Raw genomic sequence first — 19,789 nt, 5'->3', positions numbered from 1 at the left:
CCGTAGTAGGTTGGTTTCCGTTGCCCCGGCAAGCATAGATGCTCATCACAGCATGACGACGTCCCAACGGGATGGCCTCGTCGGGGTTTGGATTCGGTTACCGCACCAAGCGGGCGGGATGAGCGCCGCGCAGATCGCCCAAGCGATCTGACCGCGGACCCGACACGGGCCAGCCGCGTCCGCCAATCCCACAACGCCTCCTGATCCCCAGGTCGGCGGCGTCGTTTGTCCCAATCAGGGTGCCGTCGACGACGGCGGCAGATGACCGGTCTCTGACGCGGCCTCGGCGCGCAGGGCTGGAATGACCTCCTTGGCGATGAGCTCCTGCTCCGCAACGGTGGCGACGGCCAGGAGCAGGCCGGTGAAGCCGGCCGCGATCACCTCGCGGAGCTGGGCGACGACCGCGTCCAGGCTCCCGACGACGGCTTGTGGCGTCGGTTCCAGGGACGGATCGATGCGGACGATGATGTTGCATGCACAGACGATCGAGTCAGGGTCACGGCCCGCCGCGGTGGCGGCGGCACGCACGGCCGCCCGCATCTGCCGGGCCCGGTCGAGCCCGATTCTGCCCAGGGATGGTATCCAGCCGTCGGCGAGTTGTCCGGTGAGGGCGAGCGCTCGCGGTCCGTACGAGCCGAGCCAGATCGGGATCCGGTGTTCGGGGCGGGGGTCGATCCGCGCGTCGGTGACGTCGAACTCGCTGCCGTGGAAGGTGGTCGTGGGCTGGGTCCAGAGGCTGCGGATGATGGCGATCGCCTCGCGTTGACCGGTGATCTTCTGACCGGGTGTGCGCTCGGGGAGGCCGAAGGCGCGGAACTCCTCGTCGAATCCGCCTCCGCCGAGGCCCAGCACGAACCGGCCTCCGCTGATGCGGTCGAGGGTTTCCGCTGTCTTGGCGACGACGGGCGGGGGGCGGTACGGCAGGGCGAGCACGTTGGTGCCGAGCTCGATGCGGGTGGTCCTGCCGGCCAGCCAGGCGAGCGCGGTGAAGGGTTCGATCGTGGGTCGGTGGCTGTGCAGGTGGTCGCTGAGGGTAAACAGGTCGTAGCCGAGCTCGTCGGCGCTCTGGGCGAGGTCGAGCGTCTGGGACGCGGACAGTCCGCCGACCGCCCCGCCGGCACCGAACACCAGCCGCCGCTCGAACAGGGCGCTCACACCACACCTGCCGGTAGCGGGCCGGTGGCGATCGACCGGGCGGGATCAGCGGACCAGGCCGACCACGAGCCCGGGTAGAGCGCGGTGTTGTCGATGCCGGCCAGTTCGAGCGCGAGCAGGTCGTGGCATGCGGTCACGCCACTGCCGCAGTAGACAACGACCTCGGCACCGGGATCGATCCCGAGCGTGCCATAGTGCTCTCGCAGCCGGTCGGGGTCGGCGAAGGTGCCGTCCGGTGTGAGGTTTGCCGGCCACGGGGCGTTCTTCGCGCCGGGGATGTGGCCAGAGCGCACGTCGGTGGGGAGCACGCTGTCGCCCGAGTAGCGCTCGGGGGCACGGGCGTCGAGCACGACGGCGGTACCGTCGGCGATGGCCCGCTCGACGTCGTCCGCGGTCCGTAGCCGGTCGGCCGGCCACTCGACGGTGGTGCGTCGGACCGGCGGGAGGGTGACCTGTCCGGTGTCGAGATCGCCCTGCCAGGCGGCCAGGCCCCCGTCGAGGAGTGCCGCGGGCCGGCCGAGCCGGCGCAGCAGCCATACCAGGCGGGCGGCGTAGGCCCCGCCGAAGTCGTCGTAGGCGACGACCGTGATCGTGTCGGGGATGCCGAGTGCGCCGAGGGATCGGGCGAACTCGGCCGGGTCGGGAAGGGGATGACGTCCGGCCCGTGGGTCCGTCGGCGCGGACAGGACGGTGTCCACGTCGACCCAGATCGCACCCGGGATGTGGCCGGCGAGGTACGCCTCCCGGCCGCTGCGTCCGTCGAGGTACCAGCGGACGTCGGCGACGACGACGCGGTCGAGGGACCGGCGTAGCCAGCCCGCGTCGACGACCGGGCGGAGATCCGCGAGGGTCAGTGGGTGGTCGGTGCTCATCGGCGACTCCTTCTCAAAAGATTGATTCATTCCTTGCGATGAATGTGTTCCGGACGCAGGCGAAGGAGCACCCGCTCCCCGTCAGCGGGGCGCAGCGTGGGGCTGCCGGTCCACTTGGTGAAGGTGGTGTGGGCGAGCCGCACGGCGGCGGCTCCGGTCTCGGTGCCGACGACGCGGCCGCGGATCTCGATGTACCGGCGAGGGTTCGCGGCGTCCAGGAGCAGGATCGTGGCCCGAGGGTCGGCGAGGACGTTGCGGTACTTCTGCCGGCTCGTCTGGGTACCGATCAGAATGTGGTCGTCGTCGGCGTGCGGCCAGACGATGCTGAGCTGGGGTTGGCCGGTGGGCATGAGCGTGCTGAAGAAGCCGAGGTTGGTGCCGGTCGCGAGCTCGCGGACGTCCTGGTCAAGCACCCGCGCTCACCGCCGGGGTCGAGGCCCTGCCGGCGGCGCCCGCCGGGCCCGTAAGGTGCGGAAGGACATCGGAGGCTACCAGTTCCATCGCGGTGTGCACGTCCGCGTACGGGACGCCGCCGATGTCGATGGCGAGCAGGTGCAGGTCGTGTCCCCACAGCTCGTGCAGCCGACCGAGTTTGTCGAGGACCTCGGCGGGGCTGCCGCACAGGGCCGGCCCGTCGGCGCCGATGTAGGCGTCGAAGTCGAAGGGGCCGCGGGCCGGGCCGTGCGACGGCGTGTTGACCGACAGGTAGCTGTTGATGTGGTCACGCCACAGCGACCGGGCGGCCTGGGACGTGCGGGCGACGAAGGCGTGGCTGGCCGCGCCGAGCCGGCCCGGCGCGTCCGGCCGGCCGCTGCCGGTCCACCTCCGGCGGTACCCGGCGAAGACGTCGACGAAGTCCAGCGGCGGGCGTGCGGTGGTGCCGACCACCATCGGCAGGCCGTGCGCGATCGCGAGGTCGATGGAATCGGTACCGACGCCGGCGCTGATCCACAACGGCAAGCGGTCCTGCGTGAGGCGGGGCTGGAGACGGACCTCGTTCAGCGGTGGCCGGAACTGCCCGGTCCAGGTCACGCGCTCCTCCCGCCAGAGCCGCGTCAGCAGCTCGACGCCCTCGCGTTTGCGGACAGCTTTGCTCTGCGGGTCCTGTCCGAAGACCGCCCACGGCTCGGGGAAGAACGAGCCGCCGGCGATGAGTTCCAGCCTGCCCTCGCTCAGCAGGTCCACCAGCGCGTAGTCCTCGGCCACCAGCACGGGGTCGCGGTTGGCGAGCAGCGTGGTCCCGGTCGCGAGCCGAATCCGCGAGGTGTGTTCGGCGATGGCGGCCAGGACGACCGCGGGCGACGGGATGACGTCCCGGTCGCCGAAGTGGTGTTCGCCGACGGTGTACCAGGAGAAGCCGAGCTCCTCGGCGATCGGCGCGGCCCGCACGACGTCGCGTAGGCGCTCCCGCTGGGTGAGCACGGTACCGGTGGCGGGGTCGGGCAGCAGGCTGCCGAAGGTGATCAGTCCAAGTTCCACGATGGGTCCTTCTGGTTGGGGATCGCGTCGAGCAGCGCCCGCGTGTAGGGGTGGCAGGGCGCGGCGAAGATGTCGTCGGTGGTGGCCACCTCGACCAGCCGCCCACCGCGCATCACGGCGACACGGTCGGCGATCTGGCGGACGACGGCGAGGTCATGGGAGATGAAGAGGTACGTGAGGCCGTAGCGGTGTTGCAGGTCGACCAGCAGCTGCAGGATCTGCGCCTGGACCGTGACGTCGAGGGCGGACACGGGTTCGTCGCAGACCAGCAGGTCCGGGTTGAGTGCCAGCGCGCGGGCGATCGCCACCCGCTGTCGCTGTCCGCCGGAGAGCTCCGCCGCCCTGCGCCGGCGGATGCCGGCCGGCAGCGCGACGCTGTCCAGTAGCTCCCCGATGCGCTGTGAACGGCCGGCCCGATCGCCGATGCCGTAGTTGCGCAGCGGTTCACCGACGAGTTCGTCGACGGTGAAGTAGGGGTTCAGCGACGCGTAGGGATTCTGGTAGATCAGCTGCACGCGGCGGTGCACGGTGCGCAGATCGCGCCGTCGCAGCGCGGTGATGTCGCGCCCGTCCAGGCGGATCCTGCCGGCGTCGGGGCGGGTCAGGCCCAGGATCAGCCGGGCGAGGCTGGTCTTGCCGGATCCTGACTCACCGACCAGGCCCAGCGTGGTGCGTGCCGGGATGGTGAAGCTGACATCGTCGACCGCGAACCGGGCCGGCTGATCTCGCCCGCGAATCCTGTGGGCGGGGTAGCTGAGGCTGAGGTGGTCGACCGCCAGGAGCGGTCCGGGCGCCGGAACTTCCGCCGCCGGCGGCACGGCTGGGGCCAACGGCCGCAGTCTCCGGCTGCGCAACCCGGGGGCGTCCGCGATCAGGCGGCGGGTGTAGTCGGTCCGGGGATCGGTGAGCACGTCGCTGGTCGGACCGGCTTCGACGACCTGCCCGTGGGACATGACGACGACGTGCTGGGCGCGCTGCGCGACCACGGCCAGGTCGTGGGTGACGAGCAGGATCGCGAGGTCACCGGTGGACACGAGGGCGTCCAGGTGGTCGAGGATCTGTCGTTGCACGGTGACGTCGAGGGCGGACGTGGGCTCGTCGGCGATGAGCAGTGCGGGCCGGGCGGCGGTGGCCATGGCGATCAGGACCCGTTGGCGCAGGCCGCCGGAGAGCTCGTGCGGGTACTGCCGGGCCCGGGCGGCGGCGTCGGGGATGCCGGCCTCGGCGAGCAGCTCGACGGCCCTGTCCGGCGCGGTGGCTCTCGTGGCGAGGCCGTGGATGCGCAGCACCTCGGCGACGTGCCGGCCGATCGGCGTGAGCGGGTCCAGCGACACGGCGGGGTCCTGCGGTACCAGCCCGATCTGGGCTCCTCGGATATGCTGCCATGCTCGCCGGCTCAGGCCGACGAGTTCTTGCCCGCGCAGGCGGATGCTTCCCGCTTCAACGCGCCCGGTGGAGGGCAGCAGGCCGAGGACGGCGTGTGCGGTGCTGGTCTTGCCCGACCCGGACTCCCCGACGACGGCGGTGATCTGCCCGGCGGTCACCGTCAAGGCGGCCCCGTCGACGGCGGTCACGCGACCCGACCGGCTCCGGTAGGTCACCCGCAGGCCGCGGACCTCCAGCACCTGGCGTGGCTCGGTCATGCGTCCTCCGCTTCGCTCCGGCCGCACGACCTCCGAACTGAGCCCACGATGACCGGCCCCTTCGCTTCGCTCCGGACCGGTCATGCGCGGCTCCGTTCGGTTTCCAGTGCCCGCGACAGCCGGTTCGCGGCGAGCACCACGACCGCGACGGTCAGACCCGGCAGCGTGCTCAACCACCAGGCCGTCGCCAGGTAGTTACGGCCCGACGCGACGAGGGCACCCCATTCCTGCGCGGGCGGTGGGGGTCCGTAGCCGAGGAAACTCAGGGCTGACACGGCCAGGACGACCAGGCCGAAGTCCAGCGCGGCCAGCCCGAGCACCGGGCCGACGACCGCGGGGGCGACGTACCGGGCGAGGATCCGCCACCAGCGGGCCCCGCCGAGGGCGGCGGCCTCGACGTGGACCGCCGTACGGATCCGTAGTACCTCAGCCCTGGTGAGCCGGGAGAATCCGGCGATGCTGGTCACCGCGACCGCGACCGCGATGTGGAGGGTCCCGCCTCCCAGCGCGCTGATGATCAGCAGCGACAGCAGCACGGACGGAATGGACAGGGTGATGTCGACGATCCGCGAGATCACCACGTCGGCCGTGCGCCCGAAGTAGCCGGCGGCCAGCCCGAGCAGGACACCGGCGGCCGACGCGATGGCGGTCGCAGCGAGCGCGGTCCCCAGCGACAGCCCGGCGGCGTGCACGACCCGGGCGTAGACGTCCCGGCCGAGTTGGTCGGTGCCGAACAGGTGCCGGCTGCTCGGGGGCTCGAGCCGCTGTTGCGCAACGCCGACGGTCGGCGACTGGCCGCCGAACCAATCCGGCACCAGGACCCAGCCCATGATCAGCAGCAGGACCAGGGCGGAGAGTACGAGACCTGGACGGCGCGCCGCCGCACCGGCCACCCGGCGCGCCCGCGCGGCGATCGGCGATTTGTCGATCATGCCGGTGTCCCCGCTGTCCGGGTGGTGGCGTGGATCCGCGGGTCCAGGATCGGGTACAGCAGATCGATCGCCAGGTTGATCAGCGCGAAGGCGAGGGCGGCGACCACGACGGCGCCCTGCACGACCGGGAGATCCTGCTCGCCGACGGCGGCCTGGGTGATGCGGCCCAGGCCGGGTCGGGAGAACACCGTCTCGACCACGACGGCACCGCCGATGAGGTGTCCGACCAGCAGCCCGGCCGCGGTCACCGTGGGGATGGCGGCGTTGCGCAGTCCGTGCCCGACCACCAGGCGCCACGCGCCGGCCCCGCTTGCGCGCAGCGTGTCCGCGTACGGTTGCAGCAGCGTGTCGTGCAGGCTCTTGCCCAGCACCTGCGCCACCAGTGCCGCTCCGGGCAGCGCGAGCGTGCACGCCGGGAGCACGAGTCCGGTCAACCCGGTCGAGCCGAACGACGGGAAGAGCCGCCAGCGGAAGGACAGCAGCTCCAGCAGTACCAGGCCGACCCAGAACGACGGCAGGGATATCCCCACCGCGGGCAGCGATCGCAGCCACTGGCGAGCCGACGGTGAGCCGACGAGGTTGGCCGCGATCCCCACGGCGGTGCCGGCGACGAGGGAGAGCACGAGGGCCGCCGCGCCGAGCTGGAGGGTGGCCGGCAATGTTTCGCTGATCATTGCTGATACAGGCCGGCCGGTCTGGATCGAGGACCCGAAGTCGCCGTGCAGCGCGTCAGCCAGCGCGTCCCAGTACTGGACGAGCAGCGGGCGGTCGAGACCCAGTCGGGCCCGTGTCTCGGCGACCTGCTCCGGGGTCGGTGCGGAGAACCCGTTGCGACCGGACAACATCAGTGCCACCGGGTCGCCGGGCAGCAATCGGATCGCAACGAAGGTCACCGTGAACGCCGCCCAGACCACCACCGCCGCCTGCGCCAGCCGCCGCACCACATACTTGCCGGTCCCATTCACCACTAATCGCATCGTCGATCGAGTTCCTCGTGATGTCCGCCAGGGCTCAGGCCGTCAGCGCAGCCAGGCGTCGTGCAGGTCCAGTTGGGTCGAGGCGGTCGCCCGCAGGTCCCGCACACGGTCGGAGACGCCGTGGACGATCGCGGTCTCGTAGAGCGGGACGGTGTCGGCGTGGTCGAGGATCCAGGCGACCGCATTCGTCACCGCGGTCTGCCGGTCCTCGGCGGTCGTCGCGGTGGCCTGCTCCTCGAGGTACGTGTCGAGCTGGCTGGGCGGCAGGTGCCAGAGGTTGGCGCCTTTGGTGGAGAAGATGTTGCGCAGCGCGTCCGGGTCGGCCCGGGTGACGGCGACGGCCGTGAGGTCGAAGTCCCCCGCCGACTGCCGGGACACATACTGCGCCGGCGGCACCACGTCCAGCACCACGTTCACGCCGATCGTGCGCAGTTGTTGCTGCACGTACTCGTTCGCCGGTGGCAGCGGTGCGGGGATCAGCCACCGCAACGTGAGCTGCTGGCCGTCCTTCACCCGGATCCCGTCGGGGCCCGGCGTCCAGCCCGACGCGGTGAGCAACTGCCGCGCGCCGTCAGGGTCGTAGACCAGTTTGGCGCTCTGGTCGACGTAGTACGGGGTGGTCGAGGCCAGCACGCTGGTCGCCGGCCGGACGTGCTCGTTGAATACGGTGCTGACCAGCGCGCCGCGGTCGACGCCCCGCAGCAGGGCCATGCGGATGTTCTGATCGGCGAGCACGCCGCGATGGTTCAGCGACAGCGGCGGCACCAGCCCGGGAGCCATCTTGACCAGCAGATGGAAGCCGCGTCCGGCGAACTGACCCTGGTCGGTCGGTTGCACGTTCTCGGCGACCTGCGCCTGGTCCGAGCTCAGCGCACCGGTGCGGGCGCCGGCTTCGGAGACGAAGTTGAACCTGACCTCATCCAGGTAGGCGGCGCCCTTGTTCGTTGCCAACGACGACGGCCAGGCGTACTCCGAACGCTGCGCGAGCACAACGCCCTGGTTCGGGGTGTAGCTTCGCAGCACGTACGGCCCCGAACCGACAACCTGGCCGCGGCAGCGGTCCGCGAGGGGCTTGGCCGCGGTGGCGATCGACAGGATGCCGAATCCGGCCGTGGAGGTGGCCTGCAGGAACTGCGCGTTGGGCTGCGCGAAGCCGACGTCGAAATGCGTGTCGTCGACGACGGCGGTCCCCGTGTAGCCCTGGATGTATGCGGCTGCGCCATTGGGCGGCAGCTTCGACAGTGCGTCGAAGGTCGCCTTGACCGCCTGTGAGTTTACGGGCGTCCCGTCGCTGAAGGTGACCCCCGCGCGGAGCACGAAGCTGAACTTGCGGGCGTCAGCGCTGACCGTGAACGACTCCGCCAGCCAGGGCACGATCTGGCCCGTTCCGGGGTCCTGAGCGGTCAGCGAGTCCACCAGGCTCCGGCTGATGTCCAACGCCTGCAACTGACCGGTCTGTTGGGGGTCCAGGCAGCCCGGGTCGGCACCGGCCGCGATCAGCAGGGTGCCACCGGCGTGCGGAGTCGCCGCGTCCGCGGAGTCGGACGGGGCGCTGGAGCACGACGCCAGAAGCCCGGCCAGGGCAAGGGCGGGGCCGGCGAACAAGGTCGGCCATCGGCGCCGATAAGCAGACATCGGTATCCCTCGAATAATGAGTCCACAACAACAGTGGTTCGCAATGCGAATAACCCACAATGCGAACCAAGTTAGTATGCGATGCGAACCACTGTCAACGTGAACTAACCTGGTGGGGTGGGAGTCACACGAGCGACAGCGTCACCCGATCTGGCCGAAGTGCTCGGGGCCGACGAGACCCTGACCTTCGCCGACACCCTGGTGCGTTGCACCCACCTGATCAACCACGTCTTCGCCGAGGTGAGCCGCGAGCACGGACTCACACCGCAACGCACTCAGCTCCTCTGCATGCTCACCCGCGGCCCGCTGCCGATGCGCGAGCTCGGCCGCCTGCTGCACCTGGAGAAGTCGGGGCTCACCGGGCTCGTGGATCGCGTCCAGGAACGCGGCCTTATCGTGCGCCAGCCCGATGCCAATGACCGCCGAGCCTGGAACCTCGCACTGACGCCGAGTGGCGCCGCCATCGCCGCCGACTGCCACGCCGCCATCACGGCCCGCATCGAGGCACTCGCAGCCGACATCCCGGCGCCCGTCCGGAGCACCGTCGTTTCGGCGCTGCAAGGCCTGCTGCAAGCGCACACCGCCATGACAGGCCGCCCCTGGAAGCTGCCGCGCTGACGTGGGGCCGAAGGCGGCGATCTCCCAGGCCCGGCAGTGTCGGCGCCGACGCTGCCGGACTCCGCATGCCCCGGCCAAATAATTCGTAATACGAATCAGTTTCGATTAGCCTGTCATTATGGCCACTACGGCGGATGCGGCGTCAGGGCTGGGAGTCGTCACGACGCTGGTGCGCACGTCGCATCTGGTGCAACGGGTGTTTGCGGATCTTGTCCGAGCATGACCCGTCATGGGTGTCGGGCCGCGATGTCCCGGATATCGCGGGCGCGGCAAGTGTCCTCGACCGTCCGGCCCTCGGGTAGCCCCCAGCTGATCACCCGTTCGGGACCAGACGGATCACGGCCGGTGGTCCGGGGATCGCTTCGGCGTAGCCACGGATTCCGAGTCTGAACCGATCCTCATGGAGGAAAGCAAGCTCGGCGGCACTGAAGATGCCCATCGGTCCCCGCTCATTCGGTCGTTTGGGTCACCAGTTCGCCGGTCGGGGCGGCGGCGGTCGCTTCACCTCTCACCGCGAAGAACCCGACCGCGATGCCCAGCGCCGCGGCGGCGGCCGCTAGCCAGAACAGGCTGGTGAACGTGGAGTCGGGCAACGGGCCGGCACCGGCGGAGGCGATGATTGCGGCGGCGAGAGCGGTACCCACGGCGCTGCCGACGGTACGGGCGATGTTGTTGATGCCGTTGGCCGTCCCGGTCCGGGCCAGGGGCACGATGTCGGCGATCAGCTTGGGCAGCGAGCCAATGACAAGCCCGGTCCCGGAACCGATGATCGTGTAGAACACGGCGTGCTGCCACATCTGGTCGTGGGCAAGGACGAGCAGCACCGATCCGACGGCGAACAGTACCCAGCCTCCGGCCAACGGCCAGCGCGGCCCCAACACCCTGGCGATCCGGCCGACCGCGATGCTCGCCGGCACGACGGCCAGCATCCCCGGCAGCATGAGCAGGCCGGCCACCGTGATAGTGGAGCCGAAGCCGACACCGGCAGCTTTCGGCAACTGCGCGTAGAGCGGCAGCGCGAGGTAGAAGAAGTACGAGCCAGCGCCGAAAAGGAACGCAGCGGTGTGCGTCATCAGCATCGGGCGATTGCTCAGCTCGCCGACGTCCAGCAGAGCGTCGCTCCTGGTCCGTTCCACGACGATGAGGACAGCGAATAGGACCAGACCGAGCGCGAAGAGCCCAAGCACACGACCCGACGACCAACCCCACGACGGGCCTTTCGCCAAGGCCAGCAGCACCGCGACCAGGCCGCCGGCGAGCAGCACGGCGCCGGGAACATCCGTCCCGCCCGAGGCGGTGTACGTGCTGGTGGGCACCCACAGCGCCGCCAACAACAGACTCACCAGGGCGATCGCCGTGCCGAGGACGAACAGGTACCGCCACGACAGGTGGTCGGCCAGCAGCCCGCCGACGATCAGGCCGGCACCCCCGCCGGCGCCGACCGCGCCCGACACCAAGCCCATCGCGAACGGGAGCCGTTTGACGGGCAGGGCCTCACGCAGGATGGCCATCGACAGCGGAACCAGCGCCAGCGCGGCACCCTGGACGACACGTGCGGCAATGAGCTGGCCGATGTTCTGCGCCGCTGCGGCACCAGCCATCCCGATCGCGTAGACAACCAGGACTGCCAGTGTGACCTTTCGCCGGCCGAACTGGTCGCCGAGCCGTCCCAGCAGTGGGGTCAGCACCGCACTGGACAACAGGAACGCGGTGAGGATCCAGGCCGACGTGGTGGGAGTTGCGTGCAATCGGACCTCCAGCAGCTTCAGTGCTGGAACCACCACGGTCTGCATAAGCGCGTATCCGAAGACAGCCACCACTAGCGCGACCAGGGCTCCGGTCCCCCCAGCGTCCGACCGTTCCTGCGCCGTCGCCATGACAACTCCTAGTTCGCGAAACGAAATGTTCGTAATGCGAAGCAATTTAGTTCGTACTACGAACGATTGTCAAGGTGCTGGCCCGGCTCTACGAACCGGACGGCGGCACCCCTCCTGGTCGACGGGCGGGACGTGCGCGAGCTGTCCGTCGAGTCCTGGCGACGGCAGATCGGCGTGATCTTCCAGGACGATCGTTTCGCCGACGAACCCGAGCCGCAGGAGGCGGAACTGTGAAGGACGCACAGAGGAGTGACGAGCCTACGGCAGCAGTTGCAGAATGCGATCATCGGTGCTGATCGGTGCGCCGCTGCCGTCCCGATTGGACGTCATCACCCACAGCGTCCCGTCGGGCGCGGAGGCGACGGTGCGTAGCCGCCCGTACGAGCCGACGAGCAGCGCCTGTGGCTGCTGTCCGTTCAGCCCGACCTTCCACAGTCGCTTGCCGCGCAGGCATGCCACGTAGACGTGGCCACCGGTGACCGCGATGCCGCTCGGCGACGCGTATTCGGGTGCCCAGACGTCGATCGGGTTCGCGAACCGGGTGTCGCCGCCCTTGCCCTCCACCACCGGCCAGCCGTAGTTCCTTCCGGCCTCGATGCGGTTGAGTTCGTCGAAGCGTTCCAAGCCCAACTCAGATGCGTACAGCGTGCCGTGAGGGTCGAAGGCGAGACCCTCCACGTTGCGATGGCCCAGGCTGAAGACGGCGCTGGTGCCGAACGGGTTGCCGGGACCCGGCTTGCCGTCGGGGGTGATGCGGAGGATCTTGCCGGCGAGGGTGTGACGGTTCTGGGCGTTCTCGCCGTTGGCGGTGTCGCCGGTACTGGCGTAAAGCATCCCGTCCGGGCCGAACGCGAGCCGGCCTCCGTTGTGCTGGTCGGCGTGTGGGATGCCGGTGAGCACCGAAACGGGGGTGCCGCCGAGGTGGAACCGGACGATGCGGTTGTCGACCGCGGTCGAATAGTACGCGTACACCCACTGGTCGGTCCGGTACGACGGCGACACCGCGATGCCGAGCAGACCTCCTTCGCCGGTTGCGTGCACGTCGGCGAACCGCTGGACTTCCTTGACCGCACCGCGCTTGCTCACCGCCAGGACCCGTGCGGTGTTCCGTTCCGTGACCAACGCCGAGCCGTCCGGGAGGAAGGCGAGGCCCCACGGGATCTGCAGGCCGGTGACCAAGGTGCGGACCTCACCCGGCCGCAGGTCGCTCTTCGGCGGATCAGCAACACCAAAGCCGAGCCAGACGGCTGCCACCGAAACGCCGATGGAAGCCGAGACCGCGACCGCTGCGACGACAGCCCACCAACGGAGGCTCACCACCCCACCACGATTCCGGATGCGCCCAAACGCCGCCCCACCCGCCGGAAATGATCCGGACGCCGGCACCACCATCACCATGCTCATCGCCGGCGAGCGTCGGTGCCCACCGGTGAAACCGTCGCCAGAGCAGCAGCGTCCCCGACACCGACGTGATCGCGAGGGCAACGGCGGCGACCGGCCACGCCACGATCGTCATGGGCAGCATGGCGATCGCGGCGAACGGTGGATAGATGAAGCCGAATACCCGCACGGTCTCCGGTTGGCGGTAGGCGTACAGGTCACCGCCGTGCGCCCAGGAACGGACCGCGCCGTGGTAGATCCGCAGGTCGAACTGGTGCTGCCAGCGCGCCGAGGCGGCGACGAACAGGGCGACGCAGACCGCGAGGACGGCCAGGCCGACCCATTGCCGCCCGGACACGCTCGACGCTGACGCGGATTGGTCCGCCCGGGTGTCCAACGTTCGACTCTCCCGTCGGTGCGGTCTCCGGGCCGCCGAGGACGCTCGGCCGGCCGCGCAGCAGCGCCGCGAGCTGAAGTGCTGTGTTCGGCTGGGTGACCAGGCTCAGCGCGACGCCGACGTTTGGCCGAGCTGAGCCGCACCGCACCAGCATGATCGGCCATGGTCGAGCAGCTGGTCCCGCGCCTGCGGGACGACGGCAGCTGATCGCCGAGACGTCGTGGGGCAGTCCGGAGGTCGCTGCGGGGTCGGTGACGATCTCGCGGACCTGCGCGCGGGTCGCCGTACCCAGCCGAATGCCGTTCTCGCCGAGGCTGCCGGTGGCCACGCGCCCACCGTCGCGGCTGAATACGCGGTTGAGATGATAAACGCGTTGCCGTGGTAAGTGTCGACCGGCTGCGCTCCGCGCCGCCCTGGCGGGCGGGCAGCAGCAACCGGGCGAGCTCGGCCGTCACTACTGCCCGCATCACCTCCGGGGTCCACCCGGCGCTCCGTATCAGGTCTGTACGTCCTGCGTCCGGCGAGTTTGGCGGCCTCGATCACCGAAGCCGACTTTCCCCGTCGAGACTGGCATGTCGATGCTTACCTCAGGTCGTGCGCGGATCAGGATCGGGTGCGCTCACCGTTGCTGAGCGGCGGGATGTTGTGGTTGATGCGGAAAAGGTCGTTCGGGTCGTACTCCGCCTTCAGCGTGGCCAGCCGCCGGTAGTCCGCCTCAGTGTAGGCCCGTCTGACCCGCTCGGGAGCCGAGTCGTGGTCGAACAGGAACCCTGGAAGCATGGCGCCGGTGTCCCACGGCCGAAGCCGCTCCAGCACCTCGTCGGCGGCCTTGCGTGCCGCGTCGGCCCGCTCGGCCGGAGCCGGCATCCGCAGCCACAGGTGGAAGGCCGCACCCTGGGTGCTAACGGCGTGCGAACGGCTGGGCGGCCGGTTCAGCGCCCCGCCTAGGTGGCGTAGCTCGATGTTGGGGAACGGGCCGCCGGGCGTCGACGAGTGGATCAACGAGATCAACTCCGCCACGGCCGCGTCGTCCAGTTCGTGCAACAACGCGCTGCGCAGGTGCGCCATGACGGGGGTCTTGGGGTCTTTGTAGATCTCGGTGATCTGGGTGTACGGCATCGCGCCGCAGGTGTCCGTCTCCGGACCGAGCGCACGCAACGGCTCCACCAGCCGCGCGCCTTGCTCCTCGGCCCCCGTGTAGACCACCCGGAACTGCACGAACGAGCGACCACGGAACTCCTCGGGCAGCTGCGGCGCATCGGGGAAACGCAGCAACGTCACAGAGGACGACATCTCCTCCGGCTGCTCCTTGACCCAGGCAAGGTAGGAGCCGAGTACGTGGGCGGCGTGTCTGGGGTCCTCGCCCGGGTAGTAGAGCTCGCCGCCGTAGATGGTGCGCAGCGGCAGCAGCTCAATCTCGGCCGCGACCACGACACCGAAGTTGCTCTTGCCACCCCGCACCGCCCAGAACAGGTCGGGCTCCTGGGTGGGCGAGACGGTGCGGAGCAGGCCATCGGCGGTGACGATGTCGAGCGAGCGGAGGCGGTCGGCGGCGAAGCCGTACGTACGGCCGGCCAGCGGGAGCCCGCCGCCGGTCAGGTAGCCCATCACGCCGACGTTGCCGGAGGAGCCGCACAGCGGTGCGAGGCCGTGCTCGGCTGCCGCGGCGAGCACCTCACCCCACCGCAGCCCGGCTCCGATCCTTGCCGTGCCCGCACCCGGGTCCACCGACAGCTCGCGCAGCTCCCCGACGGCGATGAATACGGCTCCGTCCGCAGGCACCGACTTGCCGTGCCCGGTCGACTGCACCGCGACCGGGCGTCCTGCCTCCGCCGCGAACCGGACGGCGGCGGCCACGTCGGCGGCGTCGGCGGCGACCACGACCGCCACGGGCCTGTGCTCGACCGTCAGCAACCAGCCGGAGCAGGCCTCCTCAAAGCCGTCGTCACCGGGGTGAAGCGTGCGTCCGCGGATCGGCGCGGCCAGGCCCACCACGTCGTGCCAGGCCGCCTGCCCGCCGGCGAGGTGGTCGGCGGTGAACCGTGCTGAGGTGGTGTGCACTGGTACGCCGTCGGGGGTGCACACCATGACGGTGCCGATCCCGCGATATGCGGCCCCTTCGAGGTGAGCCTCGACGTGGATCTGCACGCGGCCCGACTGGTCGGCGGCCGGAGTGAAAAGCTCGGTGAGTTCGTAGGAGAAGCGGCCGGGCTGCCCTGCGCTCCAGACCCCGGTGCCCACGCTGCGGGAGGTACGCAACGAAACTGTGCCGTCGGGTGCGAACGAGATGGTGAAGGAGTCGGTCCGGTCGTCGTGGTGCACCAGGCCGTTCCAGACTCCCGCGGGAGTCTGGAACGCGTTGGCCGCGGAGTTCGTATCCAGCATGGCAGTTCCACCCTTTCCAGGAAGTCAGTTGTGCAGCTTCTCGAAGGACTTCGCCGCGTTGTCCGGCTCCCCTGACGGCGGAGGGCTCGGCGTCCGGGCGTTGCGCAGCAGGGCCGCGGCCGCAATGGCCAGCAGCATGGCGAGCACCGCGCCAACGATCGCGGTCGTCTGCAGGCCGTACACAAAGGCCTCACGGGCCACCGACAACAGCCCGGAGCCCTGGGCGGCCGGTAGCTCACGGGCGACGTTGACAGCGGCGGCGAGGCTGTCCTTGGCCGTCTCGACGACAGGGGCGGGCAGCCCTTCGGGGAGCCTGTCGGCCAGCTGAGCCCTGTACACCGCGAAGCCGATGCTGCCGAACACCGCGATGGCCAGCGCGCTGCCGAGCTCAGTGCCGGTCGAGGCCATCGCGGACGCCGCACCGGCCCGCTCGGGCGGGGCGGCTCCCACAATCAGTCCGGTGCCCAGCGCGACCATCGGCCCGAGCCCGAGCCCGATGACGGCCGCCCCTGTCACCGCGACATAGAGGTCGGAGGGACCACTGACTCGGGTCAGCGCCACCATGCCGACCGCAGTGACCACCAGGCCGCCGGCGAGCAGCTTGCTCAGCTTCATGCGGCTGGCGAGGCCAGGGGCCGCCATGGCGCCGATCATGACCGCGATGGTGGTGGGCAGCGACCAGAGTCCGGCCTGAATCGGGGGCAGCCCGCGTACCAGTTGCAGGTACTGCATGACGAAGAACTGCGAGGCCGCGGAGAGCAGGGTCGCCAGCACGAGCATGCCAAGGGCGGTGCCGAACACGCCGTTACGGAACAGTGAGAGGTCGACCAGGGGCTGCTCGAGCCGGCGCTGGCGAGAGATGAAGAGCGCCGCCAGCGCCAGGCCGACGACGATGGCGATGCCCGAGTCGGGGCGCAGGCCGTCCTCTGCGATCCGCTTGAGGCCGAAGATCAGGGCGAGGACCCCAACGATGGACATCATCGCGCTGATCAGGTCCGGGCGGGAGACCGACTTGTCCCGGTACTCCGGCAGCACGAGCGGACCGAGCACGATCAGCAGCAGCATGACCGGGACGCCGAGCAGGAAGACCGAGCCCCACCAGAACAGCTCCAGGAACGTGCCGCCGACCAGCGGTCCGATCACCGTGCCGAGCCCGAAGAAGCCGGTCCAGGCTCCGATCCACAACAACTCGGTGTTGCCGGGCCGCAGGTCGGCGGTAATCGTGGGTAGCGCCAGATGCAGGACGGTCAGGCCCATGGCGATGAGCATGGTGGGAAGCGCGAGGACCACCAGGCCCAGCCATTCTCTTCGGGTCGCCTTCGGTGCGGGCGTCGTACCGGCGTCGGTACTCAAGGAATCTCCTTGCATCGTGGTTGAGTGTTGAGGTCTGACCGGTGGTCGCGGTGCCGAGCGCCATCCAGCGACGCAGTGGCGGCGCACTGTCCGGCACGTCGTCTGGCGCCTTGGTAGTGGCTGTGCTCACGAGAGATCGCACCTCCACACAGCGAATATGTTGGGCTGGCCAACGTTGGTTCGCCCAACAATACAGCTAATCGTGGGCGCGGCCAATTATTTGCTAGATTGACCCTGTGGACACCACAGAGGGAACGCCGCCGCCGCAACGGCTGCGCGCGCTGCCTAGCAGGTTGACCAACCAGGCGGCACTGGCCGCCAACCGGATCGTGGATCAGGCGCTCGCCCAAGCCGGCGTTCGGCGCTACCACTACTCCGTGCTCGCCGCGCTGGAGGAGTACGGCCCGGCCAGTCAGGCCGCCCTCGGTCGCCGCACCGGCATCGACCGCAGCGACATGGTGGCGACCGTCAACGACCTCGCCGAACGGCAACTCCTCAGGCGCGCACCCGACCCAGAAGACCGCCGACGCAACATCATCACCATCACCGCGGCAGGCCGAAAGCAACTCACCCACCTCGACCGGCTACTCGCCGCCGCCCAGGACGAATACCTCGCCCCGCTGCCCGCAGCCGACCGGCGGAACCTGATCGACCTGCTCACCCGCCTCGTCGATCATCATGGTGACAGGCACAACTGATGTGTCGACGGTGAGATCGGTCGGCCGGACGGCGCGGACGGGGATGAGGCGTGGGCGCCGGCGAATAGCCGGTCGAGGCCGTGATGGCCGTGGCGAACATGACCGCTGCGGTGCTGCTGGCTCGGGCGGGTCGCGGTGAAGGCGACCTCGAAGATCACCGCCTCACATCGGGGCAGGCTGGCGGTGGTGTACGTCCGCCAGTCCAGCGTGGTGCAGGTCCGCATCCACGGGGAGTCCACGACGCGGCAGTACGGGCTGGCCGCGACGGGCGGTGGAGGTGGGCTGGGCACCCGGCAGCCGGGTCGGCGATGGTGACGATCCGGTCGGTTCCTCCACGCAGCACGATGGAGTCGGGGAGCGCACCTTTGCCGGCCACGTCGAACACGGCGTCGACGTGCCGGGACGATGCACGAATCCGGTCGACGAGGCCCTCGCCGTACAGCATCGGGATGGCGCCCAACGACCGGACATAGTCCTGATTGTCTTCGCTCGCGGTGCCGATGACCGTTGCGCCGCGGGCAACAGCCAGCTGAACGGCGATGGTCCCCACCGACCCGCTGGCCCCGTGGATGAGCACGGTTTCTCCAGCTCGTACCCCCAGCAGGTCCGAGATCCACAGCCCCTCGAAGCCGGCCTCCTCAGCCGCCGAGGCCCGTTCGAGCAAGCCGGCCGGCCCGTTCTCTTCGCACGACAAAGACGTACCCCAGCCTCATACAGCTGGGGTACCCGCTGCCGAGCCGGCTACGCCGCCTGAATGCCTCCGGCGGGGACACCGCACACGGCCTACAGCCGCGTGGCCGGGCCTCGGCGTGCCGGGTCGTGACGAACCCGAGCGGTTCCGCGGCGACCACGCCGCGACGTCGTTGCCACGGGGTTACCGGCTCGGGTTGCGGGCCGCCGTCTGGCCTGCCATCCGCCCGAAGAAGCTTCCGTCACCGAGGGAGATGCCGCTGCAGTAGCCGTGCACGGCCAGACCCGCTGACGCACGGCCCGCTGCGAAGAGCCCGTCGATCGGGCGGCCCTCGACATCCAGCACGTGACCACCGACATCGGTGCGCAGACCGCCCATGGTGAACGCCTGGATCGGAAACGACCGGTGGCGCAGGTCGAGCACCGCATACGGCGGGCTCAACGGCTGCAGCCACCGGACACCCTTGTGGAACAACGGGTCCTCGCCGACCTCGGCACCGCGGTTGTAGTAGTCCACCGTCTGCTGGAGCGCACCATCGGGCAACCCGATCTGCTGCTCCAGATCCTGCAGCGAGTCCGACGCCCAGGCCGGGCGCAGCCACGACGACTCCAGGAAGATCTTGTCGTCGACGAGGAGATAGCACTCCGAGTGCTGCCGCAGCACCGTCTCGGTGCCGAGCCGGCCGTAGTAGGTGTCCTCGTTGATGAAGCGCTGCCCCCGGGAGTTGACCAGGATCCCCTTGATGAACGAGATGTGCGGGGTGGAGACCAGGGTCGCGTCGACCGCGTCCATGTGGATCGCGTCCGCGCCGAGCATCTGCGCCATCTGGATACCCAGACCGTCCTGCCCACCGTGGCCGAGCTTGCCTGCGCCGTGCACGGCGGGCGTGCAGTGCTCGCCGAGCATCTCGTCGTTGTAGATGAAGCCACCGGTGGTGATGATGACGCCACGGGCGGCGCGGACGAAGACGGCAGTACCGAAGCTGCGGGCAGCCACCCCGACCACCCGGCCGGCGTCGTCGACGACCAGCCGCTCCACCCCGGTGTTGAAGACCGTCCGGACACCGGCCCGTTCGGCGGCGGCCAGCAGGCACTTCAGCACTGCGCCCTCGAACAGGTCCTCGGTGCCGTCCGGGTCGCGCGGCATGTGCCCGCGCGGAACCGGCGCGGTCAGCTGATTGAACGGATGTGCCTGCTCTCCCCCGGTCCAGACCAGTCCGCCGCCGGCGTACTCCTGCGCTCCCACCTGGACGAAGCCGTCCGGGTCCGGGGTCGCCAGCGGGGTACCTTCCCGGTCCGGCCCACTGATCAGCGGTACCCCCGACTCGAACAGCCAGCGAAAGTGCTCGACGCTGCCGTCGCAGTACCGGCGCAGCTTGTCCTCGTCGACGCCGGGACCGAGCGCGGCGAGCAGGAAGGTGTACATCGCGTCGGCGGTGTCGTGATGCCCCATCGCCTGCTGCATCGGGGTGCCGCCGCCGAGGTAGAGGATTCCGCCGCAGGTCCCCTCCGATCCGCCTCCGCGCTCCAGCGCGACGACGCGGTCCGTCACCTCCGACGCGCCGAGCGCGGCACAGACGCCGGCGATGCTGTAGCCCACGACAACCACGTCGGTCTCGATGTCCCAGGCTGGTACCTGATCCTGCGTGATCGGCCGGGCCGAAGCCTTGGTCGCCATTCTCATACCTCCAGCGATGA

16 protein-coding genes and 1 pseudogene are annotated in these 19,789 nt (G+C 69.9%); 2 read left to right on the top strand and 15 right to left on the bottom strand.

Annotation, left to right across the window (positions count from 1 at the left end):
- Positions 1-234 precede the first annotated feature (234 nt).
- The 8 genes from Dfulv_RS21920 to Dfulv_RS21885 form a co-directional block, all read right to left on the bottom strand.
- Entirely contained in the window at positions 235-1,155 is a 921-nt protein-coding gene (locus Dfulv_RS21920) for an LLM class flavin-dependent oxidoreductase (RefSeq protein ID WP_259866241.1), read from the bottom strand.
- Entirely contained in the window at positions 1,152-2,027 is an 876-nt protein-coding gene (locus Dfulv_RS21915; protein ID WP_259866239.1) for a sulfurtransferase, read from the bottom strand. The genes Dfulv_RS21920 and Dfulv_RS21915 overlap by 4 nt, the downstream gene beginning before the upstream one ends.
- Before the next feature lie 26 nt (positions 2,028-2,053).
- Positions 2,054-2,440, bottom strand: a complete 387-nt coding sequence (locus tag Dfulv_RS21910; protein WP_259866236.1) for a PPOX class F420-dependent oxidoreductase — start codon at positions 2,438-2,440, stop codon at positions 2,054-2,056.
- A complete protein-coding gene (locus tag Dfulv_RS21905) occupies positions 2,433-3,506 on the bottom strand; it encodes an LLM class flavin-dependent oxidoreductase (RefSeq protein WP_259866234.1) in 1,074 nt (357 codons plus the stop codon). Before Dfulv_RS21905 ends, Dfulv_RS21910 begins: the two co-directional genes overlap by 8 nt.
- The gene (locus Dfulv_RS21900; RefSeq protein ID WP_259866232.1) at positions 3,491-5,149 is read right to left on the bottom strand and encodes a dipeptide ABC transporter ATP-binding protein; all 1,659 of its coding nucleotides are present in this window, start codon (positions 5,147-5,149) and stop codon (positions 3,491-3,493) included. The genes Dfulv_RS21905 and Dfulv_RS21900 overlap by 16 nt, the downstream gene beginning before the upstream one ends.
- A gap of 80 nt (positions 5,150-5,229) precedes the next feature.
- Positions 5,230-6,081: an ABC transporter permease gene (locus tag Dfulv_RS21895; protein WP_259866230.1), complete on the bottom strand. Its 852-nt coding sequence runs from the start codon at positions 6,079-6,081 to the stop codon at positions 5,230-5,232.
- A complete protein-coding gene (locus tag Dfulv_RS21890) occupies positions 6,078-7,049 on the bottom strand; it encodes an ABC transporter permease (protein ID WP_259866228.1) in 972 nt (323 codons plus the stop codon). Before Dfulv_RS21890 ends, Dfulv_RS21895 begins: the two co-directional genes overlap by 4 nt.
- A 51-nt stretch (positions 7,050-7,100) precedes the next feature.
- Complete coding sequence (locus Dfulv_RS21885) at positions 7,101-8,693, bottom strand: ABC transporter substrate-binding protein (RefSeq protein ID WP_259866226.1); 1,593 nt, start codon at positions 8,691-8,693, stop codon at positions 7,101-7,103.
- A gap of 159 nt (positions 8,694-8,852) precedes the next feature.
- Between Dfulv_RS21885 and Dfulv_RS21880 the strand changes: the two genes are divergently transcribed.
- Positions 8,853-9,311, top strand: a complete 459-nt coding sequence (locus Dfulv_RS21880) for a MarR family winged helix-turn-helix transcriptional regulator (protein WP_259866225.1) — start codon at positions 8,853-8,855, stop codon at positions 9,309-9,311.
- A gap of 449 nt (positions 9,312-9,760) precedes the next feature.
- Here Dfulv_RS21880 and Dfulv_RS21875 read toward each other — a convergent pair whose 3' ends face one another.
- From Dfulv_RS21875 to Dfulv_RS21855, 5 genes are all read right to left on the bottom strand, one after another.
- Positions 9,761-11,092, bottom strand: coding sequence for an MFS transporter (locus Dfulv_RS21875; RefSeq protein ID WP_259866223.1), 1,332 nt, complete (start codon positions 11,090-11,092; stop codon positions 9,761-9,763).
- A 354-nt stretch (positions 11,093-11,446) separates the two neighbouring features.
- Positions 11,447-12,442 carry a PQQ-dependent sugar dehydrogenase gene (locus tag Dfulv_RS21870; RefSeq protein WP_259866221.1) on the bottom strand — a complete coding sequence of 332 codons (996 nt, stop codon included), beginning with the start codon at positions 12,440-12,442 and terminating at the stop codon, positions 11,447-11,449.
- On the bottom strand, positions 12,408-12,965 hold the full coding sequence (locus tag Dfulv_RS21865) for a glycosyltransferase 87 family protein (protein ID WP_259866219.1): 558 nt from the start codon (positions 12,963-12,965) through the stop codon (positions 12,408-12,410). Before Dfulv_RS21865 ends, Dfulv_RS21870 begins: the two co-directional genes overlap by 35 nt.
- Before the next feature lie 603 nt (positions 12,966-13,568).
- Complete coding sequence (locus Dfulv_RS21860; RefSeq protein ID WP_259866217.1) at positions 13,569-15,350, bottom strand: FAD-binding oxidoreductase; 1,782 nt, start codon at positions 15,348-15,350, stop codon at positions 13,569-13,571.
- A gap of 24 nt (positions 15,351-15,374) precedes the next feature.
- Positions 15,375-16,703, bottom strand: a complete 1,329-nt coding sequence (locus tag Dfulv_RS21855; RefSeq protein ID WP_259866215.1) for an MFS transporter — start codon at positions 16,701-16,703, stop codon at positions 15,375-15,377.
- A 236-nt stretch (positions 16,704-16,939) separates the two neighbouring features.
- On the opposite strand from Dfulv_RS21855, the gene Dfulv_RS21850 reads away from it, so the two are divergent.
- Complete coding sequence (locus Dfulv_RS21850) at positions 16,940-17,401, top strand: MarR family winged helix-turn-helix transcriptional regulator (protein WP_259866213.1); 462 nt, start codon at positions 16,940-16,942, stop codon at positions 17,399-17,401.
- 292 nt (positions 17,402-17,693) lie between these two features.
- Here Dfulv_RS21850 and Dfulv_RS48880 read toward each other — a convergent pair.
- Both Dfulv_RS48880 and Dfulv_RS21840 read right to left on the bottom strand, forming a co-directional pair.
- Positions 17,694-18,008: pseudogene (locus Dfulv_RS48880) on the bottom strand (zinc-binding dehydrogenase); the annotation flags it as partial.
- 267 nt (positions 18,009-18,275) lie between these two features.
- Positions 18,276-19,769: an FAD-dependent oxidoreductase gene (locus tag Dfulv_RS21840; RefSeq protein WP_259866209.1), complete on the bottom strand. Its 1,494-nt coding sequence runs from the start codon at positions 19,767-19,769 to the stop codon at positions 18,276-18,278.
- Positions 19,770-19,789: the final 20 nt, after the last annotated feature.

It is taken from the genome of Dactylosporangium fulvum (assembly GCF_025137375.1).
Lineage (GTDB): Bacteria > Actinomycetota > Actinomycetes > Mycobacteriales > Micromonosporaceae > Dactylosporangium > Dactylosporangium fulvum.
This window is presented reverse-complemented; position numbering and strand designations above follow the sequence as displayed.

Coding starts and splice junctions, on each gene's coding strand:
- Dfulv_RS21915 (WP_259866239.1), bottom strand. CDS start 2,027: ATGAGCACCGACCACCCACTGACCCTCGCGGATCTCCGCCCGGTCGTC.
- Dfulv_RS21900 (WP_259866232.1), bottom strand. CDS start 5,149: ATGACCGAGCCACGCCAGGTGCTGGAGGTCCGCGGCCTGCGGGTGACC.
- Dfulv_RS21895 (WP_259866230.1), bottom strand. CDS start 6,081: ATGATCGACAAATCGCCGATCGCCGCGCGGGCGCGCCGGGTGGCCGGT.
- Dfulv_RS21885 (WP_259866226.1), bottom strand. CDS start 8,693: ATGTCTGCTTATCGGCGCCGATGGCCGACCTTGTTCGCCGGCCCCGCC.
- Dfulv_RS21860 (WP_259866217.1), bottom strand. CDS start 15,350: ATGCTGGATACGAACTCCGCGGCCAACGCGTTCCAGACTCCCGCGGGA.
- Dfulv_RS21840 (WP_259866209.1), bottom strand. CDS start 19,769: ATGGCGACCAAGGCTTCGGCCCGGCCGATCACGCAGGATCAGGTACCA.